Origin of the sequence: Jeotgalibacillus aurantiacus, assembly GCF_020595125.1 — a bacterium.
In the GTDB taxonomy this organism is placed as follows: Bacteria; Bacillota; Bacilli; order Bacillales; family Jeotgalibacillaceae; genus Jeotgalibacillus; species Jeotgalibacillus aurantiacus.
Genome location: NZ_JACNMS010000005.1, coordinates 96916 through 114057, shown reverse-complemented (window position 1 = coordinate 114057; position 17142 = coordinate 96916). Strand labels below are relative to the sequence as shown.

Here is a 17142-nt window from a genome sequence, read left to right as displayed (position 1 = left end):
CGGGAGGAAGGGTCTCCCCTTTCTCCCGAATTCATCAATTTTCGTGTTTCAACTCTTCAATTTGTTCATCAATCGTCAGCACTTCTTTTTTCTTTTCTTCGGACTTTAAGTACTGATCAATCTGCATAAAACGGCGATCCTCATCCGTTACCTGCTCCGGATTCAGCATAAATGACGCCTGTTTTTCACCCTTTACGGCATTTTCCTTTGCCATATACTCAAGTCGCTTCAACTGAAGGTCTTTCAGCTTAAATGTGATCTGTTCCTGCTGATGCTCAAGATCCTTCAGCTGGGCCTCCGCTTCACGAATCGTGATCTCCAGGCGCTCTGTGCGGCCGCTGTAATAGGTGTATTCTCTTAATGCCGCTGCTGCAAGCTCCTCTTTCCCTGCTTCTTCCGCCAGCTTAACATGCTCTTTGCGTTTTTCAGCCATTGATTTTGCTTCGCGGAATTCCTTTTCAAATTCCTTTTTAAGGAGCTTCTGGCGATCTGTCAGCTGTTGTGCACGCTTCACTGCACCCTCACAATCCTTGATCTCCTTTGACAAAGCTGTGAGAGGATTCGACATCTCTTTCTTCCACTTCGCATCTTTAAAATCCTGTTTGATGACTTCTGCTATTTTTGATAGTACGTGATTCATATGATCGTCTCCTTTTTATGTTTAGTATGATTTTTTCTTAAGATCATGCCACTGTTTTTCAAAGTATGAAAACGGCTCATTGGTCACAGGCTCACGATTCCACTTTTTCACAACAAAGTACAGGACGTAAATAGCAAGGACACCGAGAATGGCTGGGACATTAAAAATAGCAGACAGTGCGGCAATCGCTCCGACAATTCCTGTCGTAATCTTCACCCACAGCTTGTCAGATGACACATACCATTTTGCAGCGAAATAAGTAATCACAAGGCTGACAACCAGACCCGCTATCGATCCAAGATTTGAAAGCAAGACAATCGCTGCGGTCACACCAATCAGGGTTAACCAGAATTTGTTCATGTTGTTTCCTCCTTTTTTCTTTGTAACCTTAGTTTAGAGCACAGCAAAAAACCCCGACAGGAGCCGGAGCTTGATTTTGGAGTAGGACCTGAGGCGTAGTAGGCTGTAAGCCATTTGAGAACTCTTTGAAGTGATTAAGTGGCTGTTCGGGATGGATTCGACCACTCTTTTGGGTTATTCGACCACTCTTTCGGGTTATTTAACCACTCTATCGGAGTATTCAACCACTCTATCAGGTTATTTAACCACTCTTTGCATTCATTTAACGACTCTCCTTAAAAACGCACATCAAAAAAGCCGGAACAGCTCCCTCAAGAGTGTTCCAGCTTCTCTATTGTATAAACCGGTTTAATAAACGTACGACATAGCGTTCCCAAAAGGTCTTACCCTTTCAGAAATCATCCTCAAGCATGCTGTACAAATAATGATCCTCCCAAACACCGTTGATAAACAGGTTTTTGCGGAGAAGGCCCTCCTGCTGCATGCCGACTTTTTCGAGCACCTTTTGTGAGGCTTCGTTTTTAGGTGAGACAAGCGCTTCGATCCGGTGCAGACCAAAGTCGCGAAAGGCAAAGCGCAGTGCAGCCTGAACGGCCTCCGTTCCATAACCCTGCTTCGTGTGCTCCTCATCAAGGGAATAACCGATGTAGGCAGAGGCAAATGGCAGGCGCCGAATGGAGTAAATTGATACGCTCCCGATTAAACGATTCGTTTCCGAATGATAGATTCCCCAGCTGTATTCTTTCCCAAGCTTTTGCTGCTGTTTCGCTTCAGCCAGTTTTTCAAGCTGGGTTTCCCTCGTATAAAAAGGGTCAGGATGCTTCGGTTCATAAATGGTCCAAAACCTGCGATTGCGGATTAAAAGCTCGACAAACTCATCAATGTCCTCTTCCGCCAGAGGTCTGAAATACAGACGTTCACTTTTTAGTAGCACCATAAGCACTCTCTCCAATGTCTAGTTGTTTCTTTTAGTGTAAACCAAAACCTGTCTGATGGTCGACTGTGGAATGTGAATTTTCTTTGATCATAGAAAGTCATAATCGGAGCCCGACGGTATTCCTTCTTTAAGGAAAATTTTTCAATCGAATCAGATTTTTATTCCTTCTTTCTAAAAAATGATTCCTTCGTTTGAAAATATAATTCCCTCACTACGTCCTCAAGCCTTCATTTTCCCTTCATTGACTCTCATGATTCCATCACTACGACAGCACGATTCCTTCATTTCTAAATTGAATTCAATCAAACTGCCCCACACGCACCTTTTGTCAAAACATGCCTTCGTTAACTTGAAAAGAAGCCACCCCTAAAGGCAGCTCCTCTCTCATCAGGAAGTTAGCGCAATAAAATCTTCCGCATCCTTCACACACAACTCAATGCCTTTCATCCAGAAGGCTTCTGTTGTGATGTCTTCACCTAGATGCTTCATCGCAAGTTCTTCCGTTGTCATCACGGCTGTATCACGAAGCAGTGCCATATATTTCTCCTCGTAATCGGTTCCCTCTTCCAGTGCACGAGCGTAAATGCTTAATGAGAACAGGTAACCAAACGTATACGGGAAGTTGTAAAATGGTACGCCTGTAATATGGAAATGAAGCTTTGAAGCCCAGAAACGCGGCTCGTTATCTTCCACGGCACCACAATACGCTTCATTTTGCGCTTCAACCGTCAGCTGATTCAGACGCTCGGCAGTTACGAAGCCCTGCTTGCGCTCTTCATAGAAATTCTTTTCAAAAATAAAGCGTGAGTGAATGTTCATGAAGAAGGCGATGCTTCTTGATACTTTATCCTCAAGCAAAGCTGCCTGCTCTTCTTTTGTTTCCGCTTCTTTAACCGCCGCATCAGACACGATCATTTCAGCAAACGTTGACGCCGTTTCTGCCACGTTCATCGCATACATTCTGTTCAGTTGGTCCATAGGTCGAAGCGCATACGAATGGAAGGCGTGGCCAAGCTCATGGGCAAGTGTCGCCACATTTGACATCGTGCCGCTGTATGTCATGAAAATACGGGATTGCTCACTTTGAGGGAAGCCTGTGCAGAATCCACCCGGACGTTTACCGGCACGGTCCTCTGCTTCAATCCAGCCTTCTTCAAAAGCTTTTTCAGCAAATGCAGCCATTTCCGGGCCAAATTTCTTAAAATGCTTTAAAATAAAAGCAGCCCCTTCGCTGTATGGAAGTTTCTTCACACTCGATGAGATCGGTGCATCCAGATGAGCCCACTTCATTTTCTCCAGTCCAAGAAGCTTCGCTTTATGATCCAGGAATTTCACAAAAGGCTCCTTGCTCTTGCTGATCGCGCCCCACATGGCATCCAATGTTTCAGGCTTCATGCGGTTGTAATCAAGCGGCTCCTTCATAAAGTCATCCCAGCCGCGCTTTTTGTAAAGAGCCAGACGGAAACCGCCAAGATGGTTCAGGGTCTGTGCAAACAGGTTCTCCTGCTTCTGCCACGCTTCATCAAGTTTTTGTTTCACTTCTTCACGAACCGCTGCATCTTCATGTGACTTCAAATTATTTGCTTGTCCGACTGACAGTGTCTTCTTTTCACCGTCTACTTCCATTTCAATGGACATCTCACCGACAAGCGCATTGTACATCTGTCCCCAGCCATGATATCCATCTACGCCTAAAGCGCTGATCAGACCTTCTTCTGCCTCTGATAATCTTTCTTTTGCACTCTCGCGCCACTCACCAAGAATAAATGCGTACTCGTTCAGCTTCTCATGTGCGACCAGCTGATCCCATACCTGATCGTCTGCTGCTGCAAGCTTCTGCTGAAATGCCTGATACGCTGTACCGAAATCTGCAAAAAGAGAAACAACTTTTCCTCTCAGTACACCTGCGCCTGTATCTGATGTATCGGCTGCTTCAAGACAGCTTGCAAATGCGCCAGCCTGGCGAAGCCCCATCATTGCTTCTTTTGCTTCCTGAATCAGTGCATATACTTCATCTCCCTGATCTGCAGATGAAGGTGTGTTGAACGCCTTTACACGATCAGCAAAAAGGGATGTTTTATTTTCATATGTATCTAGGTGCTGTGCTAATTCCTCTGACTGACTTCCGCCTTTAAAAAAGACATCTAAATCCCATGTTTCCGGGTATACCGCTGTTGACATGACGATTCCTCCTGTTTCAATTTTCTGACTACATGTTTTATCTTACCATAATACTTCGACTTTCGAAACACAAGCTTATCGTACTGCTTCATTTCTCATGTTAAAATAATAAGAGATTGCTTGAAGAAGGGATGATTTTCATGAATAAGCAGGCTCAGCAAGTCCTGCAAACCTATTTCGGCTATGAAGCATTCAGGCCGGGACAGGACCGGATCATTGAATCGGTTTTAGACCGCCAAAACGCGCTCGGCATCATGCCGACTGGCGGCGGGAAATCGATCTGCTACCAGATTCCCGGGTTAATGATGGAAGGCACTGCCCTTGTCATCTCTCCCCTGATCTCACTGATGCGTGATCAGGTTGATGCGTTAAATGAAAACGGCATTTCTGCCACCTATATAAACAGTACATTATCCGCTGCTGAAACGCGTGAACGGCTGCAGGGATTGCGGGAAGGCCGCTATCAATTTATGTATGCAGCACCGGAGCGTTTTGACTCGAGCGCCTTTTTCAATACGATTTCACAAATCCCACTCTCCCTGATCGCTTTTGATGAGGCACACTGTATCTCCCAGTGGGGACATGATTTCAGACCGAGCTACCGGACCATTGTTGAAACGATCAAACAGCTGCCGAATCTCCCTGTTTTGACGGCTCTTACAGCTACTGCAACAGACCGCGTCATTCAGGACATTACAAGTTTGCTATCCATTGATGCTGACCATATTGTCAACACCGGTTTTGCGCGTGATAATTTATCTTTTCATGTCGTGAAGACCGGCGATAAACGCACCTTTATTTCCCGTTTTCTAAAAGAAAAGCAGGATCAGACCGGCATCATTTACACGGCTACCCGGAAAGATGCTGATCAGCTGACCGACTGGCTGAATGAAACCGGATTTGAAGCAGTCTGCTACCATGCAGGACTGTCTGAAGAGGAGCGTAATGAATCACAGCGGCAGTTTATTTATGACGAGAAAAACATCATTGTCGCAACGAATGCATTTGGTATGGGGATTGATAAATCAAACGTACGCTACGTTCTTCATTACCAGCTGCCGATGAATATGGAATCGTATTATCAGGAGGCCGGGCGTGCAGGACGTGACGGGGAACCTTCAGACTGTTATCTCCTTTACAGCCCTCAGGACACGATGCTCCAGCGCTTTCTGATTGAACAATCCATTCACAGTGAGGAAAAGAGAGCTGAGGAATACGGGAAGCTGCAGCAGATGATTAACTACTGTCACAGCAACAGCTGCCTGCCGCGTTATATTCTTACCTACTTTGAGGACCATCAGATGACGTCAGACTGCGGACACTGCAGCAGCTGTCTCGACAGCCGTGAAAAATCCGACCGAACACGCGAGGTTCAGATGATTCTCTCAACGGTAAAACGAATGGGCGAGCGTTTCGGCACTGGGATGACAGCAAAAGTGCTGAAAGGTTCGCGTAACAAAAAGCTGCTCGATTTCAGGCTCGATAAAATTACGACTTACGGATTAATGTCCCGCATGAAGGAAAGGGAAATCTCTGACTTGATTCAGCTCCTGATTGCCGAAGGGTATTTAACCCTTGATGGAGGTCAGTTTCCTGTCCTGAAGCTGACACAGGAAGCCGTTCCCGTTCTGAAAGGTCAGCAGGAAGTCTGGCTGAAGTCTGGCTTTGAATTACACCAGCAAAAAGCGGACTACGACGAATCCTTATTCGAAGAGCTCCGTAAAGTCCGTTCCGCTCTGGCCAAGGAGCACGGTGTTCCGCCATACGTCGTCTTTTCCGATGCCACACTGCGTGAAATGGCGCAGTATTATCCTGAAACGATGGACGAGCTTTCCTCGATTAAAGGTGTCGGTGAACGGAAACGGGACGCTTACGGTGAACCATTTATCTCGGCAATCAAGAGCTATACGGAGGTAAATGGGAAAAACAACAAAATGACGCCCCTTCCTGCATCAGTGCCTGCTGCGAAACGCAAGGAGCCGCAAGTACTGCCGGAAAGCGATCAGCCAAGTCACCTGCTGAGCTATGAGCTGTATGAAGAAGGCAAATCCATCACAGAAATTGCTGACATGCGTGGTATGACGAGTCAGACGATTGAAAAACATCTGCAAAAAGCATACGAAGAAGGACATACACTCCGTTTTGACGATTGGTTTGATGAAGAACTCGAATCACTCATTCTGACCAAACGTGGCGAGCTAGAGGAACCCCGCCTCAAGCCGTTAAAGGAGTCACTGCCTGAGGAAGTGACGTATACACAGATCAAGATGGTGCTGGTGAAGAATCAGCTCGTGTAGATCGTTTAAACCGGTATTCCCGATTGATAAATGAGGGGGTGCCGGTTTTTTATTGTATGTCTCCATGAAGGCCCGACCGTTGCGTGAACAGTACAATTCTTTTTTGAAACAGTACATATAAAGTTTGAAAAAGGACAATTATGATTATGAACATAACAAAAACCACACCTTCAACGCAGAACAATACAATTAACTTTTGAATCAATACATTTAAACGTTCAAACAGTACAATAAAATTCCCATTCGATTCATAAACTCTCCATAACGATACAATCCCGCCACACAACCTTTTCCCCATTTGCACAAGATCTTTTTGTCGACCGATTCAATCTGCTGAAAGAAGGGTAACCTCATTGAAAAAGGGAATAAAGGAACAGATGAGGAGGTCATCAAATGAAACGATTCTGGATCAACCTGATTGCGCTTGCCGCAGTCATCACGATTAATGCGCTGGCCAACATTATTCCAATCAACGGCCAGACAACCGGTGAAATTTCGAACAGGCTGAATGTACTTTTCACGCCAGCAGGCTATGTGTTCTCCATCTGGGGGCTGATTTATACGCTGTTAACGATCTGGGTGCTCCGTGGCGCATTGAAATCACAGCGCAATCGCGACATTTACACAAACACGAGCACACTGTTTGTCTTATCCTGTGTGTTTAATATTACCTGGATTCTGCTTTGGCACTATGAATTTTTTCCACTTTCTGTCCTTGTAATTATCAGTTTACTCGTTTCCATCATTCTGATTTACGGACAGATCAAGCGCAGTAATCCGACATTTCTAGACCGTCTGCCCTTCTCTGTTTATATGGGATGGGTCAGTGTGGCAACCGTGGCGAATATTGCTTACACGATTAATGAAGCAGGGTATGGCGGACTTGGAATCGGATCCGTTTTCTGGACCGTTCTGCTGCTGATTGTAGCGACCTTGATTGCACTCGGTATCCGTTATAAAGAGCGCGACTGGATTTATCCGCTCGTCTTTATCTGGGCCTTTATCGGCATTGGCGTGCAAAATGAAGGCGAATCATCTGTCGTTGTTTTTACCGCTTATGTACTCGCAGCAGTCATCTTCATTGGACTCTTTATATTTAGAAAGAAAAAGGACAAAGGCTACAGTACTCGTAAGCTGAGCTTTAAATAGATTGGATGACAGCCTTCAAATCTGATACGATAACCTTATCGAAAATGAAATGAGGGTATTGTTTTGGAAGATGGACAGTTTGTATTTGCCATGTTTCTGGCTACACTTTTAGTAGGTCCGGTTCTGATGATTATTTCCATCATCTTTGGACGCAAGCGGGGACTAAAGTGGGTCTGGATCACAAATGTGGTATTTTTATTATTCGCGATTGGAATCGCAGGGTTTTATTTGGTACAGCTGGATACGATTGCTGCCAATAATCCAACGCCGGGTGGTGCAGGCATACTCGTGATGCTGATCATCTCATCATGGATCTCCGTGCCGACTGCCTTATCGTTTTTCATCCTGGCTGCAGCCATTTTTATGGAGCAGCGGCGCAATATGAAGGAACAAATGAAGAAGTAAGAAAAACAGCGAACCTCAACAAGGTCCGCTGTTTTTTTAGTTATCAGTTTTTGTAATAATAATCGGCTCATCCTTTGTAATCACAATCGTGTGCTCGATTTGTGCAACGAGGCTGCCGTCGGGTGTTTTGTAAGTCCAGCCGTCTGCCTGTTCCTCGACATAATCGGCACCTGATGAGATAAACGGTTCAAAAGCGAGTACCGTACCTTCTTTAAGCAGCTCATTATCCCATGGATCATGGTAGTTCAGGATATGGTCCGGCGCTTCATGCAGTGAGCGTCCTACACCGTGTCCTGTCAGGTTTGTAATGACAGTGTAGCCATTTTGACGGGCTACGCGTGAAACGGTTTTGCCAAGCTGGCTCTTTTTTGAACCTGCTTTTGCTTTTTTCAATGCAAGCGTAAAAGCATCTTCTGCTGTCTGACAAAGTTTTTCAAGCTCCTTGTTTTCCCCAACAACAAAAGAGATACCTGTATCAGCGAAATAGCCGTCGAGTGACCCTGATACATCAATGTTGACAAGGTCCCCGTCCTGAATGACACGTTTGCCCGGGATCCCGTGTGCCACTTCATCATTTACGCTGATGCATGTGTAACCTGGAAAATTATATTCCCCTTTTGGACCGGAGATTGCACCGTACTGTTCAAATTTGTTTTTTCCTATTTGATCAAGCTCTTCTGTCGTCACGCCGGGTTTGGTTGCTGCACGCATTTCATCCCGGATTTCAGCGACAATTGAACCGATCTTTTTAAGAGCTTCAAGCTCCTGATTATTTTTAACAATCATTCGATTCTCTCCTTGCGCTATAATGGTTCACTATATCATACCTTTCCTCTTTCAGACACTGATAAAACAGATGGATCGGGATAATTTTATGAACATATTTTGCTTCCTCTATTAGTTTAGATAAAAACTAAGAGGGTGTGACTAAGTCCACCCTCTTGTTCTGATCTTATGTTATGCACTTCGCATACGTGACTGTGTCGCCACCCTTGGTACGCTGACAAGCAGTGTAGCCAGAATAATAGTGGTCAGGATGAAAGCAGGTCCCATATAGGATCCGTTGTATGCGAGTGAAAATTGCCATGCCGGCACGCCTTCTGCACCTGATCCGAAGAACACCCATCCTGCAAAAAAGTGACACATGAACCGCAGTAGCGCTCCAGTAAAAACGCCAAGTGTAATATAGACGATCGCTTTTCTCATCTGTCCTTCATCGAGTGAGCGTTTAATCGCTCCTGCAAACAGACCGGCCAGTCCAATGACGGTAAATGCCAACGGATAATCCAGCACATACTGGACCGGATCCACAATATATGCGCCGAATAATGTCTGCAGCAGCCCGACAAGCAGTCCTGAAAGCAGACCTCCTTTCAATCCCCATCTGAATGCCATCAGGATAATCGGGACCATCACAAAGCTGATAGAACCTCCCTGCGGCCAGATTGAGAAAGAAAAGCGGTCAAGAATCAAAGCGATTCCTGAAAAAATTGCGACTTCCATTAAAAACACAAGCTTTGTTCTTTCCATTCCTATTTCCTCCTTTGCGAAATCGATGCAGCTCGCACAGAGGGGAATTCAACAGACACTTTCATCGTAAAATAAAAAGAGTATGGTCCCGGGGATAGAAACCCGGGACCATACTCAGGTCCGTTTCCATCCACATTCCTGCGTAAGCATTAACTTACAGGTTCGAAGGGTCTGAACAGATTGTTCACTCTCAGCCGAAAGGGCTCCCCTTGTGGAAATTGCATCTGCGATCAGTATATCGCACTTCGTGATAAAAGTCATGTAAATGAAGGTCACAATGTAAAGTTTTATGCTATACTATGACACGTCTTTAAGTGGCAGAAAAAGGGGTGAATGAGGCATGAAGTGGCTTAAACAAAGATTTATTGGCGGAAGAATCGTCAAGACGGGGGTCGCGGTTTTTTTAACAGCACTCATTTGTCAGCTATTTAATCTTCCGGTCGTTTTTGCCGTGATCACAGCGATCGTCACGATTGAACCGACTGCCGCAGATTCGATCCGCAAAGGGCTGATCCGTTTTCCGGCGTCAGCCATCGGGGCATCTATTGCGATGCTTGCCACTTTTTTACTCTGTGACCACGCTATTACATACACCATTTCCGCCGTACTGACAATTTGGATCTGCTATAAGCTGAAGCTTGAGGCTGGTATGCTTGTCGCTACCTTAACGGCCGTTGCCATGATTCCCGGAGCAGACGATCATTTTCTTCTAGAATTCATCAAACGGCTTGGCACTACGGGGATCGGTATTTTAACCTCCACACTGGTGAATTTCGTATTAATGCCTCCTAAATATAAGAGTCAGATCATTGAATTTTTATATCTCGCGCAGTCAGATGTAACCAAAATCCTGACAGAGCGCATGAATGAGCTGCTTGATCAGAAGCCTTCAGCACTTAATCTGGAATCGGCATCGAACCAGCTCAGAAGCCAGCTTGACCGTGCTGAGACATTTTGCCGCTATCAGCTTCAGGAATGGCACTATCATTCTTATAAACGTGAGGAAATGAATGAAGTGCAGATGTATCAAAAAAAGATTTACTTGTTAAGACAGCTTTCCTACCATCTTTCCAATCTCGTGACACTTCCAACTGATGAAATTCCGGAATGGTCAATTGAGGAGAAAAAAGCCGTCAGAACATTGATCAGCCAGCTCAACAACCGTATTATCCGTTCTGATGAACAGGAGCCAGTTGACCCTGCCGCACTTGCTATGCTTAGAAGTGCATTAAAAGGTGAAACGGATGAAGATGAGCTTCCTGCAAAGAGCTATATTTATTTTGAGCTGTTATCGATCCACGCTCTTCTGAGAAAAAGGAAATCATTTGTGGCTGTTCCGAGTGTAAAACCTGGGGAGCTTTAAAATGAATGTTAATCCACCATACCGCTTACATAAGGGTTCCGCATATAAAAAACCGTTCACGTCCTTTGCGTGAGCGGTCTATTAAAATCTTCATTTTATCCGTTCATAAGCCCGTATGTAATCAATAGAGAATTCATACGGGTATTGTTTTACAGTTGTTTCATCAGAATTTTCTCGTGGTATTTCATATATGTTCAGCATCATTTGCATCGGATAGGACGGTGATTGCTTTGATTGATGAATCAGCTGATGATCAAGAAAGAATGATACGCCATCTTTTGACCAGTCAAAACCGTATATATGATAGTTAGTAGGATCATATTTAAATTCCCGTTCAAAAAATTCGTCCTGTATCGATGGATCGCTGAAAGCACGTATTCCATACCCCAATGTGCAGGTATCTTCTTTAACATTCCACCCTTTCAGTTCAAATGGACAGATTTCCGCAGACCGTTCAGGTTGATCCTCAAACCCAATCATCCAGAAAGCACAGACATTTTCAGGAGTTGCTAGCCCCTTTACCCGAATCTCAAAATAGCCATACTGTGGTGTGAATAACCGCTCAGGTGTCTGCTCCTCTTTAACGATGCAATGTTCAGAAAAGCGATGCTGTCCAAATTTACTTCCAAGTGAACCTGAATAAACTCCTGTCTGAAGATTACTCACTTTAATATTGCCGTCCAGTTCCGGACACCATGGCTGCTGATTAGCTGAAATCATTAACTTCAGTTCACTATTTTCTATACGATAATTCGCTTTGGCGTTTTCACGGCTGCTCCATTGAGGCAAATAAAATGGCAGCCACTTTGACAGGTCAAGACTCACCTGATCAAAATCATCATTAAAAACCAAACGGAACCCCTTTTTTTCCAAAGAGTTCCGGGGGAAATCACGATCCATCCAGTCAACCTCCCGTAATTTGATAGTGAAAGAATGTATTAGAAGCTGCTCCCCGGTCTATGAAACCGCTGAGAGAGCAGCCGTAATTTTTATAATACGTTAAAATATCGTGCATCCGGATGAGCAAACACAATGGCTGATACGCTGGCCTCCGGTTCCATCATGAAGCCGTCAGTCAGCTGGACACCAATCTCTTCCGGCTGGATCAGCTTAAACAGCTTTTCCTGATCCTCAAGCTCCGGACAGGCAGGGTATCCAAAGGAGAAACGCTGTCCCTGATACTTGGCGCTGAAGCGCTCCTGCATCGTGAAATCAACTGAATCCGGGAAGCCCCAGCGGTCGCGCATCTGCTGATGAAGCAGCTCCGCAAAGCCTTCTGCTGTTTCAAGAGCCAGCGCCTGAAGCGCATGACTTTCAAGAAATCTTCCCTGCTCCTTATACTCCTGAGCCTTCTCCCTGATTCCCCGGCCGGCTGTGACGGTAAAAAATCCTACATAATCCATCTCGCCGCTTTCTTTTGAGCGGAGATAATCAGCAAGACATAAATATGGCGCTCTAGGCTGTCTTGGGAAAGTAAAACGTTCAATCTCGTGTCCCTCTTCTGGATGATAAATAATCACATCATCACCCTCACTCTGGGCAGGAAAGAACTGATACACAGCAGCCGGTGTAATCAATCCTTCTTTTTTCACTTCCTGAATCAGCTGATCAACGGTTTCTTTTACCTTGATGGTTTTTTCATCTCCTTCAGCTAAAAGGCGTGATACTTTACCTTTGACGCCGAGATGATGTCCGATCAGCATTTGCATATTGATATAAGCCTCAACATGTGAAACAGAGTACGAGCTGATCACATGACGCTGCACATCATTCGGCACAAAAACAGGGGCAGGGGCAACAGCCGGCTTTTCGAGTACACCGACATTGCTTTCACGTTTAGGGGCAGGAGCTGCTGATGCAATGGCTCCCTTTTTCGCCTCCCGCTCTTCTACAAGCTTGGCACGCTCCAATTCGTCCTGAAGCTGGTTCGCAAGGCTCAAACCGTTCATCGCATCCTTTGCATATAAAACAAGACCGTCATAGTTTTGTGAAATTTTTGTATCCACAAATTTACGCGAGAGTGCCGCTCCGCCAACCAGAATTGGAATCTCCATGCCTTCCTGCTTCATATCTCCTGCCGTAATGACCATCTGCTGGGCTGATTTAACGAGCAGACCTGACAGACCGACAATGTCCGGCTTTTCACGACGGATGGCTTCGATCAGCTCCGGCGGGGTTACTTTAATGCCAAGGTCAACCACTTCAAAACCGTTGTTACTTAAAATAATTTCTACAAGGTTTTTACCGATGTCGTGTACGTCCCCTTTTACCGTAGCGAGGAGTACCTTACCTTTAGAGGAAGAATCATCAGACGCTTCCATGTGCGGTTCAAGATAAGCAACAGCTGCTTTCATGACTTCAGCACTCTGTAACACCTCAGCTACAATCAGCTGATTGTCATTAAACAAGCGTCCAACCTCTTTCATGCCTGTCATCAAAGGGCCGTTAATGATGGATAGCGGCTCATCGTACTCAGTGAGCGCCTGCTCCAGATCCGGCAGCAAACCTTCTTTTGTACCTTCTACGACATAATAGGCAAGCCTCTCCGCAAGCGGCATATCCGGAAGTCCTGAAGCCGTTTCTTTCTTTTTACCACGGTAAAAGGCGGTAAATTCAGCGAGTGATTCATCAGTCGTATTGAATAACAGTTCTTCAGCCATTTTGACCTCAGCGGGATCAATAGAAGCGAAACGCTCCAGTTTCTCTGTATTGACAATCGCATAATCCAGACCTGCAAGTGTACAGTGGTACAGATACACGGCATTCAGCACCTCTCGGCCAACCGGAGGTAGACCAAAGGATACGTTACTGATGCCGAGCACGGTTTGCACCTGCGGGAAGGCCTCTTTTATGTGACGGATTCCTTCCACTGTTGCATTGGCTGAACCAATATACTGTTCATCCCCTGTTCCAACCGGGAAAACGAGCGGGTCAAAAATGATATCAGTCGGGTGAACACCGTAATCCTTTGTCAGAATGTCGTATGAACGCTTAGCGATTTCAAGCTTGCGTTCCGCTGATACACCCATTCCTTTTTCATCAATTGTTCCGACAACAAGTGCAGCACCATATTTTTTCGCAAGTGGTACAACTGCATCAAAACGTTCAAGCCCATCCTCTAAATTAATCGAGTTAATTATCGATTTACCTTGAGAATACCGAAGTGCTTTTTCAATTACCTTTTCGTCTGTAGAATCAATGACTAAAGGTACCTTCACTTTTTTGACAACCTCCTGCATGAAGGCTTCCATATCTTCTTCTTCATCGCGATCCGGGTCGGCCAGACAGATATCGATGACGTGTGCGCCTTTTTTCACCTGGGCACGGGCGATTTCCGATGCTTCCTCTATTTTCTTTTCCGCAATGAGGCGTTTGAACTTTCTTGAGCCAATGACATTTGTCCGTTCTCCGATCATCAGTGGTCTCATGGATGGATCATCATAGACAAGCGGCTCGATTCCTGACACGGTGTGATGCTTTTCAGGTCTCTGCTTACGCGGTTCATAATCCTTCATGACGTCCGCAATCGCTTTAATATGTGCAGGTGTCGTCCCGCAACAGCCGCCGACAATATTCAGCCAGCCCTTTTCAGCAAATCCTTTCAGCTTTCGTGCAAGCGTTTCAGGTGTTTCATGATATACACCCTCCTCATCCGGCAGTCCGGCATTTGGATAACAGCTGACATAAGACTGATTGATTTCAGATAACGAGCGGATATGGTCCTGCATAAATTCCGGTCCGGTCGCACAATTCAGTCCGACAGATACCGGGTTCATATGCTCAACACTGATATAAAAAGAATCAATCGTCTGTCCGGCAAGTGTTGTCCCCATCGGTTCAATGGTTCCGGAAATCATCAGTGGTAATTCTTTTCCGGTTTCTTCAAATGCCTGCTGAATACCGAGGTAAGCACTTTTTACGTTTAACAGGTCCTGACTTGTCTCGATCAGTAAAAGATCTGCGCCTCCATCAATCAGTCCGCGTGCCTGCTCTGCATACGACGCCTGAAGGTTTTCAAACGTTGTTCCACCGGTAACACTTAATGTTTTTGTTGTTGGACCCATTGCACCTGCTACAAAACGGGGACGTTCTTCAGTCGACCATTTATCTGCGGATTTCCGGGCTAATTCAGCACCAAGACGGCTCAATTCATAGGCGTCAGCCTGGATGTCATATTCTTCAAGCACGACGCTCATACTTCCGAAAGTATTCGTTTCAACAATATCCGCACCTGCTTCAAAATAAGCGTCGTGAATGTTTTCAATAACATCAGGACGGGTTCTGTTCAGGTTTTCATTACACCCTTCCAGTGCTTCTCCTCCAAAATCCTCCGCAGTCAGATTCGCTTCCTGAAGCATCGTTCCCATTGCACCGTCCATAATGAGAATGCGTTTTTCAAGCTGTTTAGTGAAGTTTGTTCGTGACATACTGATTCCCCCCGGCGCGTTTTGCTGCCTGTTCATTGGCATATCTCGTTAATTCAGCCGTCATTTCATATCGCATAAACGGCGTGATTAAATAAATTCCGTTAAATAAATCAAGCGCTGTGTCAATCAGAGATTTCGTCATCGCAATCCCTTCGCGGTGCGATTTTTCACGATCTCCTGATACAGCAGCCATCCGTTCCCTGACCTGATCCGTCAATTTAATCCCAGGTACTTCATTATGCAGGAAGTCTGCATTTTTGCTGCTTGTTAAAGGCATCAGCCCGATATACACAGGTTTTCCAAGATCCTTTACGGCTTCCGATGTTTCAATCAGCTTCTCTTCCGAAAAGACCGGCTGACTCATAAAGTAGTCTGCTCCAGCATCAATTTTCTTTTCCAGACGTTGTACAGCACGTTCCACACTCCGGACATTCGGATTAAAGGCGGCACCGATTGTAAAGGATGCTTTTTCACCGAGATCCTTACCGGACATCGACATTCCCTTATTCAGCTGGGCAATCATTTCAATCAGTTCAAATGATGACACATCATAGACAGAAGCGGCCCCCGGAAAATCACCTACCTTTGTCGGATCACCCGTAACGGCCAGAATATCATGTAACCCGAGTGTATGAAGTCCCATAAGGTGAGATTGAAGGCCAATCAGATTACGGTCACGGCACGTTAAATGGACAAGTGGCCGGACACCCTGCTGCTTGATCAGATAGCCGAGTGATTCGTTGGACACCCGAGGGCTTGCCAGTGAATTATCCGCAAGTGTCACCGCATCTGCACCGGCCTCACTCAGTGCTTTCGCTCCTTCCATAAATGAATCTGTGGACAGCTTCTTTGGAGGATCAAGCTCTACGATCACGGACTTTCTCCGGTTAACGATTTCCGTTAATGGTTCAGGCAGCTCTTTTGCCCGGTCTCTCACGATGATTGGTTCAATCGGCTGTGTAATCACTTTCTCACTGACAGGCTCTAATCCACTTAACGCCTCACTGAAGGAGCGGATATGCTCAGGTGTCGTACCACAGCACCCGCCTAATAAACGTACCCCCTGCTCCCTGAAAGATGGGGCAATCTCCTTAAAATAGGCAGCATTATTACTGTATTGAAGTGCACCATCTGTATAAGATGGCAGGCTTGCATTCGGATAACATGATAAATAAGCTCGCTCAGGCAGCGGAACCTGCTCAAGTGATTTCAACATGTGAAAAGGCCCCTGTCTGCAGTTCAATCCGACTACATCAGCTCCTGCCTGTTCGAGACGCAGCAGTGCTTCCGCCACTGACGTTCCATTTTGCATGACGCCAGGCTCCTGAACCGAGATCTGGGTAATAAGCGGAAGATCCGTTTCTTTACGGGCAATTTCAAGCACGGCTGACAGTTCCTCAAGGTCGTAATACGTTTCAAATAACAGCCCGTCCACTCCTTCTAAAAGCAAACAGTAAAGCTGTTCTCTGAAGGTTCGCTTAATTTCATTCAGTTCAATGGACTGAGGACGAAAGCTGCGAATCCCTCCTGAAGTCCCGAGAACAAATGTATCTTTACCTGCAGCCTTTTTGGCATTTCTGACCGCTGCAGTATTGATTTCCCTTACCTGTTCCTCAAGTCCGTATCGCTCAAGCTTGTGGTAGTTTGCGCCGTACGTATTCGTCTGAATAATGTCCGCGCCCGCTTCAATATAAGCACGATGGATTTTCTGGATATGCTCAGCCTGCGAAAGATTTAATTCCTCATAGCACTGATCCGTTCCATACGAATACAGGAGGGTTCCCATTGCACCGTCACCGATCAGGATGCGATTTTTCATTTCGTCTAATAAAGTCATGTTACTTCCCCTTCCG

The 17142-nt window shown here is 45.6% G+C and carries 13 protein-coding genes and 1 riboswitch; of the genes, 4 read left to right on the top strand and 9 right to left on the bottom strand.

Translation table 11 applies throughout. The annotated features are described in order from the left end of the window. Positions 1-34 precede the first annotated feature (34 nt). The 4 genes from H7968_RS15045 to H7968_RS15030 all read right to left on the bottom strand — a co-directional run bounded on the left by H7968_RS15045 (position 35) and on the right by H7968_RS15030 (position 4118). On the bottom strand, positions 35-640 hold the full coding sequence (locus tag H7968_RS15045) for a PspA/IM30 family protein (RefSeq protein ID WP_227396917.1): 606 nt from the start codon (positions 638-640) through the stop codon (positions 35-37). A gap of 21 nt (positions 641-661) precedes the next feature. Next, positions 662-1000: a lmo0954 family membrane protein gene (locus tag H7968_RS15040; protein ID WP_227396916.1), complete on the bottom strand. Its 339-nt coding sequence runs from the start codon at positions 998-1000 to the stop codon at positions 662-664. A 391-nt stretch (positions 1001-1391) separates the two neighbouring features. Further along, a complete protein-coding gene (locus tag H7968_RS15035; protein WP_227396915.1) occupies positions 1392-1937 on the bottom strand; it encodes a GNAT family N-acetyltransferase in 546 nt (181 codons plus the stop codon). A gap of 387 nt (positions 1938-2324) precedes the next feature. Then, positions 2325-4118: a M3 family oligoendopeptidase gene (locus H7968_RS15030; protein WP_227396914.1), complete on the bottom strand. Its 1794-nt coding sequence runs from the start codon at positions 4116-4118 to the stop codon at positions 2325-2327. Positions 4119-4258: 140 nt separating this feature from the next. On the opposite strand from H7968_RS15030, the gene recQ reads away from it, so the two are divergent. The 3 genes from recQ to H7968_RS15015 all read left to right on the top strand — a co-directional run bounded on the left by recQ (position 4259) and on the right by H7968_RS15015 (position 7969). Beyond that, a complete protein-coding gene (gene recQ, locus H7968_RS15025; RefSeq protein ID WP_227396913.1) occupies positions 4259-6415 on the top strand; it encodes a DNA helicase RecQ in 2157 nt (718 codons plus the stop codon). 393 nt (positions 6416-6808) lie between these two features. After that, complete coding sequence (locus H7968_RS15020; RefSeq protein ID WP_227396912.1) at positions 6809-7564, top strand: TspO/MBR family protein; 756 nt, start codon at positions 6809-6811, stop codon at positions 7562-7564. Positions 7565-7627: 63 nt separating this feature from the next. Next, positions 7628-7969: a hypothetical protein gene (locus tag H7968_RS15015; RefSeq protein WP_227396911.1), complete on the top strand. Its 342-nt coding sequence runs from the start codon at positions 7628-7630 to the stop codon at positions 7967-7969. Positions 7970-8005: 36 nt separating this feature from the next. Here H7968_RS15015 and map read toward each other — a convergent pair whose 3' ends face one another. Then, positions 8006-8755, bottom strand: a complete 750-nt coding sequence (map, locus tag H7968_RS15010; RefSeq protein WP_227396910.1) for a type I methionyl aminopeptidase — start codon at positions 8753-8755, stop codon at positions 8006-8008. 171 nt (positions 8756-8926) lie between these two features. Continuing rightward, entirely contained in the window at positions 8927-9499 is a 573-nt protein-coding gene (gene thiT, locus H7968_RS15005; RefSeq protein ID WP_227396909.1) for an energy-coupled thiamine transporter ThiT, read from the bottom strand. A gap of 118 nt (positions 9500-9617) precedes the next feature. Next, a riboswitch (TPP riboswitch) is annotated at positions 9618-9719 on the bottom strand. A 120-nt stretch (positions 9720-9839) separates the two neighbouring features. Here thiT and H7968_RS15000 point away from each other — a divergent pair. Continuing rightward, the gene (locus H7968_RS15000; protein WP_227396908.1) at positions 9840-10862 is read left to right on the top strand and encodes an aromatic acid exporter family protein; all 1023 of its coding nucleotides are present in this window, start codon (positions 9840-9842) and stop codon (positions 10860-10862) included. Between the two features lie 90 nt (positions 10863-10952). Here H7968_RS15000 and H7968_RS14995 read toward each other — a convergent pair whose 3' ends face one another. The 3 genes from H7968_RS14995 to H7968_RS14985 form a co-directional block, all read right to left on the bottom strand. Continuing rightward, positions 10953-11762: a glycoside hydrolase family 16 protein gene (locus H7968_RS14995; protein WP_227396907.1), complete on the bottom strand. Its 810-nt coding sequence runs from the start codon at positions 11760-11762 to the stop codon at positions 10953-10955. Between the two features lie 89 nt (positions 11763-11851). Further along, positions 11852-15289, bottom strand: a complete 3438-nt coding sequence (gene metH, locus H7968_RS14990; protein WP_227396906.1) for a methionine synthase — start codon at positions 15287-15289, stop codon at positions 11852-11854. Next, positions 15267-17126: a bifunctional homocysteine S-methyltransferase/methylenetetrahydrofolate reductase gene (locus H7968_RS14985; protein ID WP_227396905.1), complete on the bottom strand. Its 1860-nt coding sequence runs from the start codon at positions 17124-17126 to the stop codon at positions 15267-15269. The genes metH and H7968_RS14985 overlap by 23 nt, the downstream gene beginning before the upstream one ends. Positions 17127-17142: the final 16 nt, after the last annotated feature.

Coding starts and splice junctions, on each gene's coding strand:
- H7968_RS15020 (WP_227396912.1), top strand. CDS start 6,809: ATGAAACGATTCTGGATCAACCTGATTGCGCTTGCCGCAGTCATCACG.
- H7968_RS15035 (WP_227396915.1), bottom strand. CDS start 1,937: ATGGTGCTACTAAAAAGTGAACGTCTGTATTTCAGACCTCTGGCGGAA.
- map (WP_227396910.1), bottom strand. CDS start 8,755: ATGATTGTTAAAAATAATCAGGAGCTTGAAGCTCTTAAAAAGATCGGT.
- metH (WP_227396906.1), bottom strand. CDS start 15,289: ATGTCACGAACAAACTTCACTAAACAGCTTGAAAAACGCATTCTCATT.
- H7968_RS15040 (WP_227396916.1), bottom strand. CDS start 1,000: ATGAACAAATTCTGGTTAACCCTGATTGGTGTGACCGCAGCGATTGTC.
- H7968_RS14985 (WP_227396905.1), bottom strand. CDS start 17,126: ATGACTTTATTAGACGAAATGAAAAATCGCATCCTGATCGGTGACGGT.
- thiT (WP_227396909.1), bottom strand. CDS start 9,499: ATGGAAAGAACAAAGCTTGTGTTTTTAATGGAAGTCGCAATTTTTTCA.
- H7968_RS15030 (WP_227396914.1), bottom strand. CDS start 4,118: ATGTCAACAGCGGTATACCCGGAAACATGGGATTTAGATGTCTTTTTT.
- H7968_RS15000 (WP_227396908.1), top strand. CDS start 9,840: ATGAAGTGGCTTAAACAAAGATTTATTGGCGGAAGAATCGTCAAGACG.
- recQ (WP_227396913.1), top strand. CDS start 4,259: ATGAATAAGCAGGCTCAGCAAGTCCTGCAAACCTATTTCGGCTATGAA.
- H7968_RS14995 (WP_227396907.1), bottom strand. CDS start 11,762: ATGGATCGTGATTTCCCCCGGAACTCTTTGGAAAAAAAGGGGTTCCGT.
- H7968_RS15045 (WP_227396917.1), bottom strand. CDS start 640: ATGAATCACGTACTATCAAAAATAGCAGAAGTCATCAAACAGGATTTT.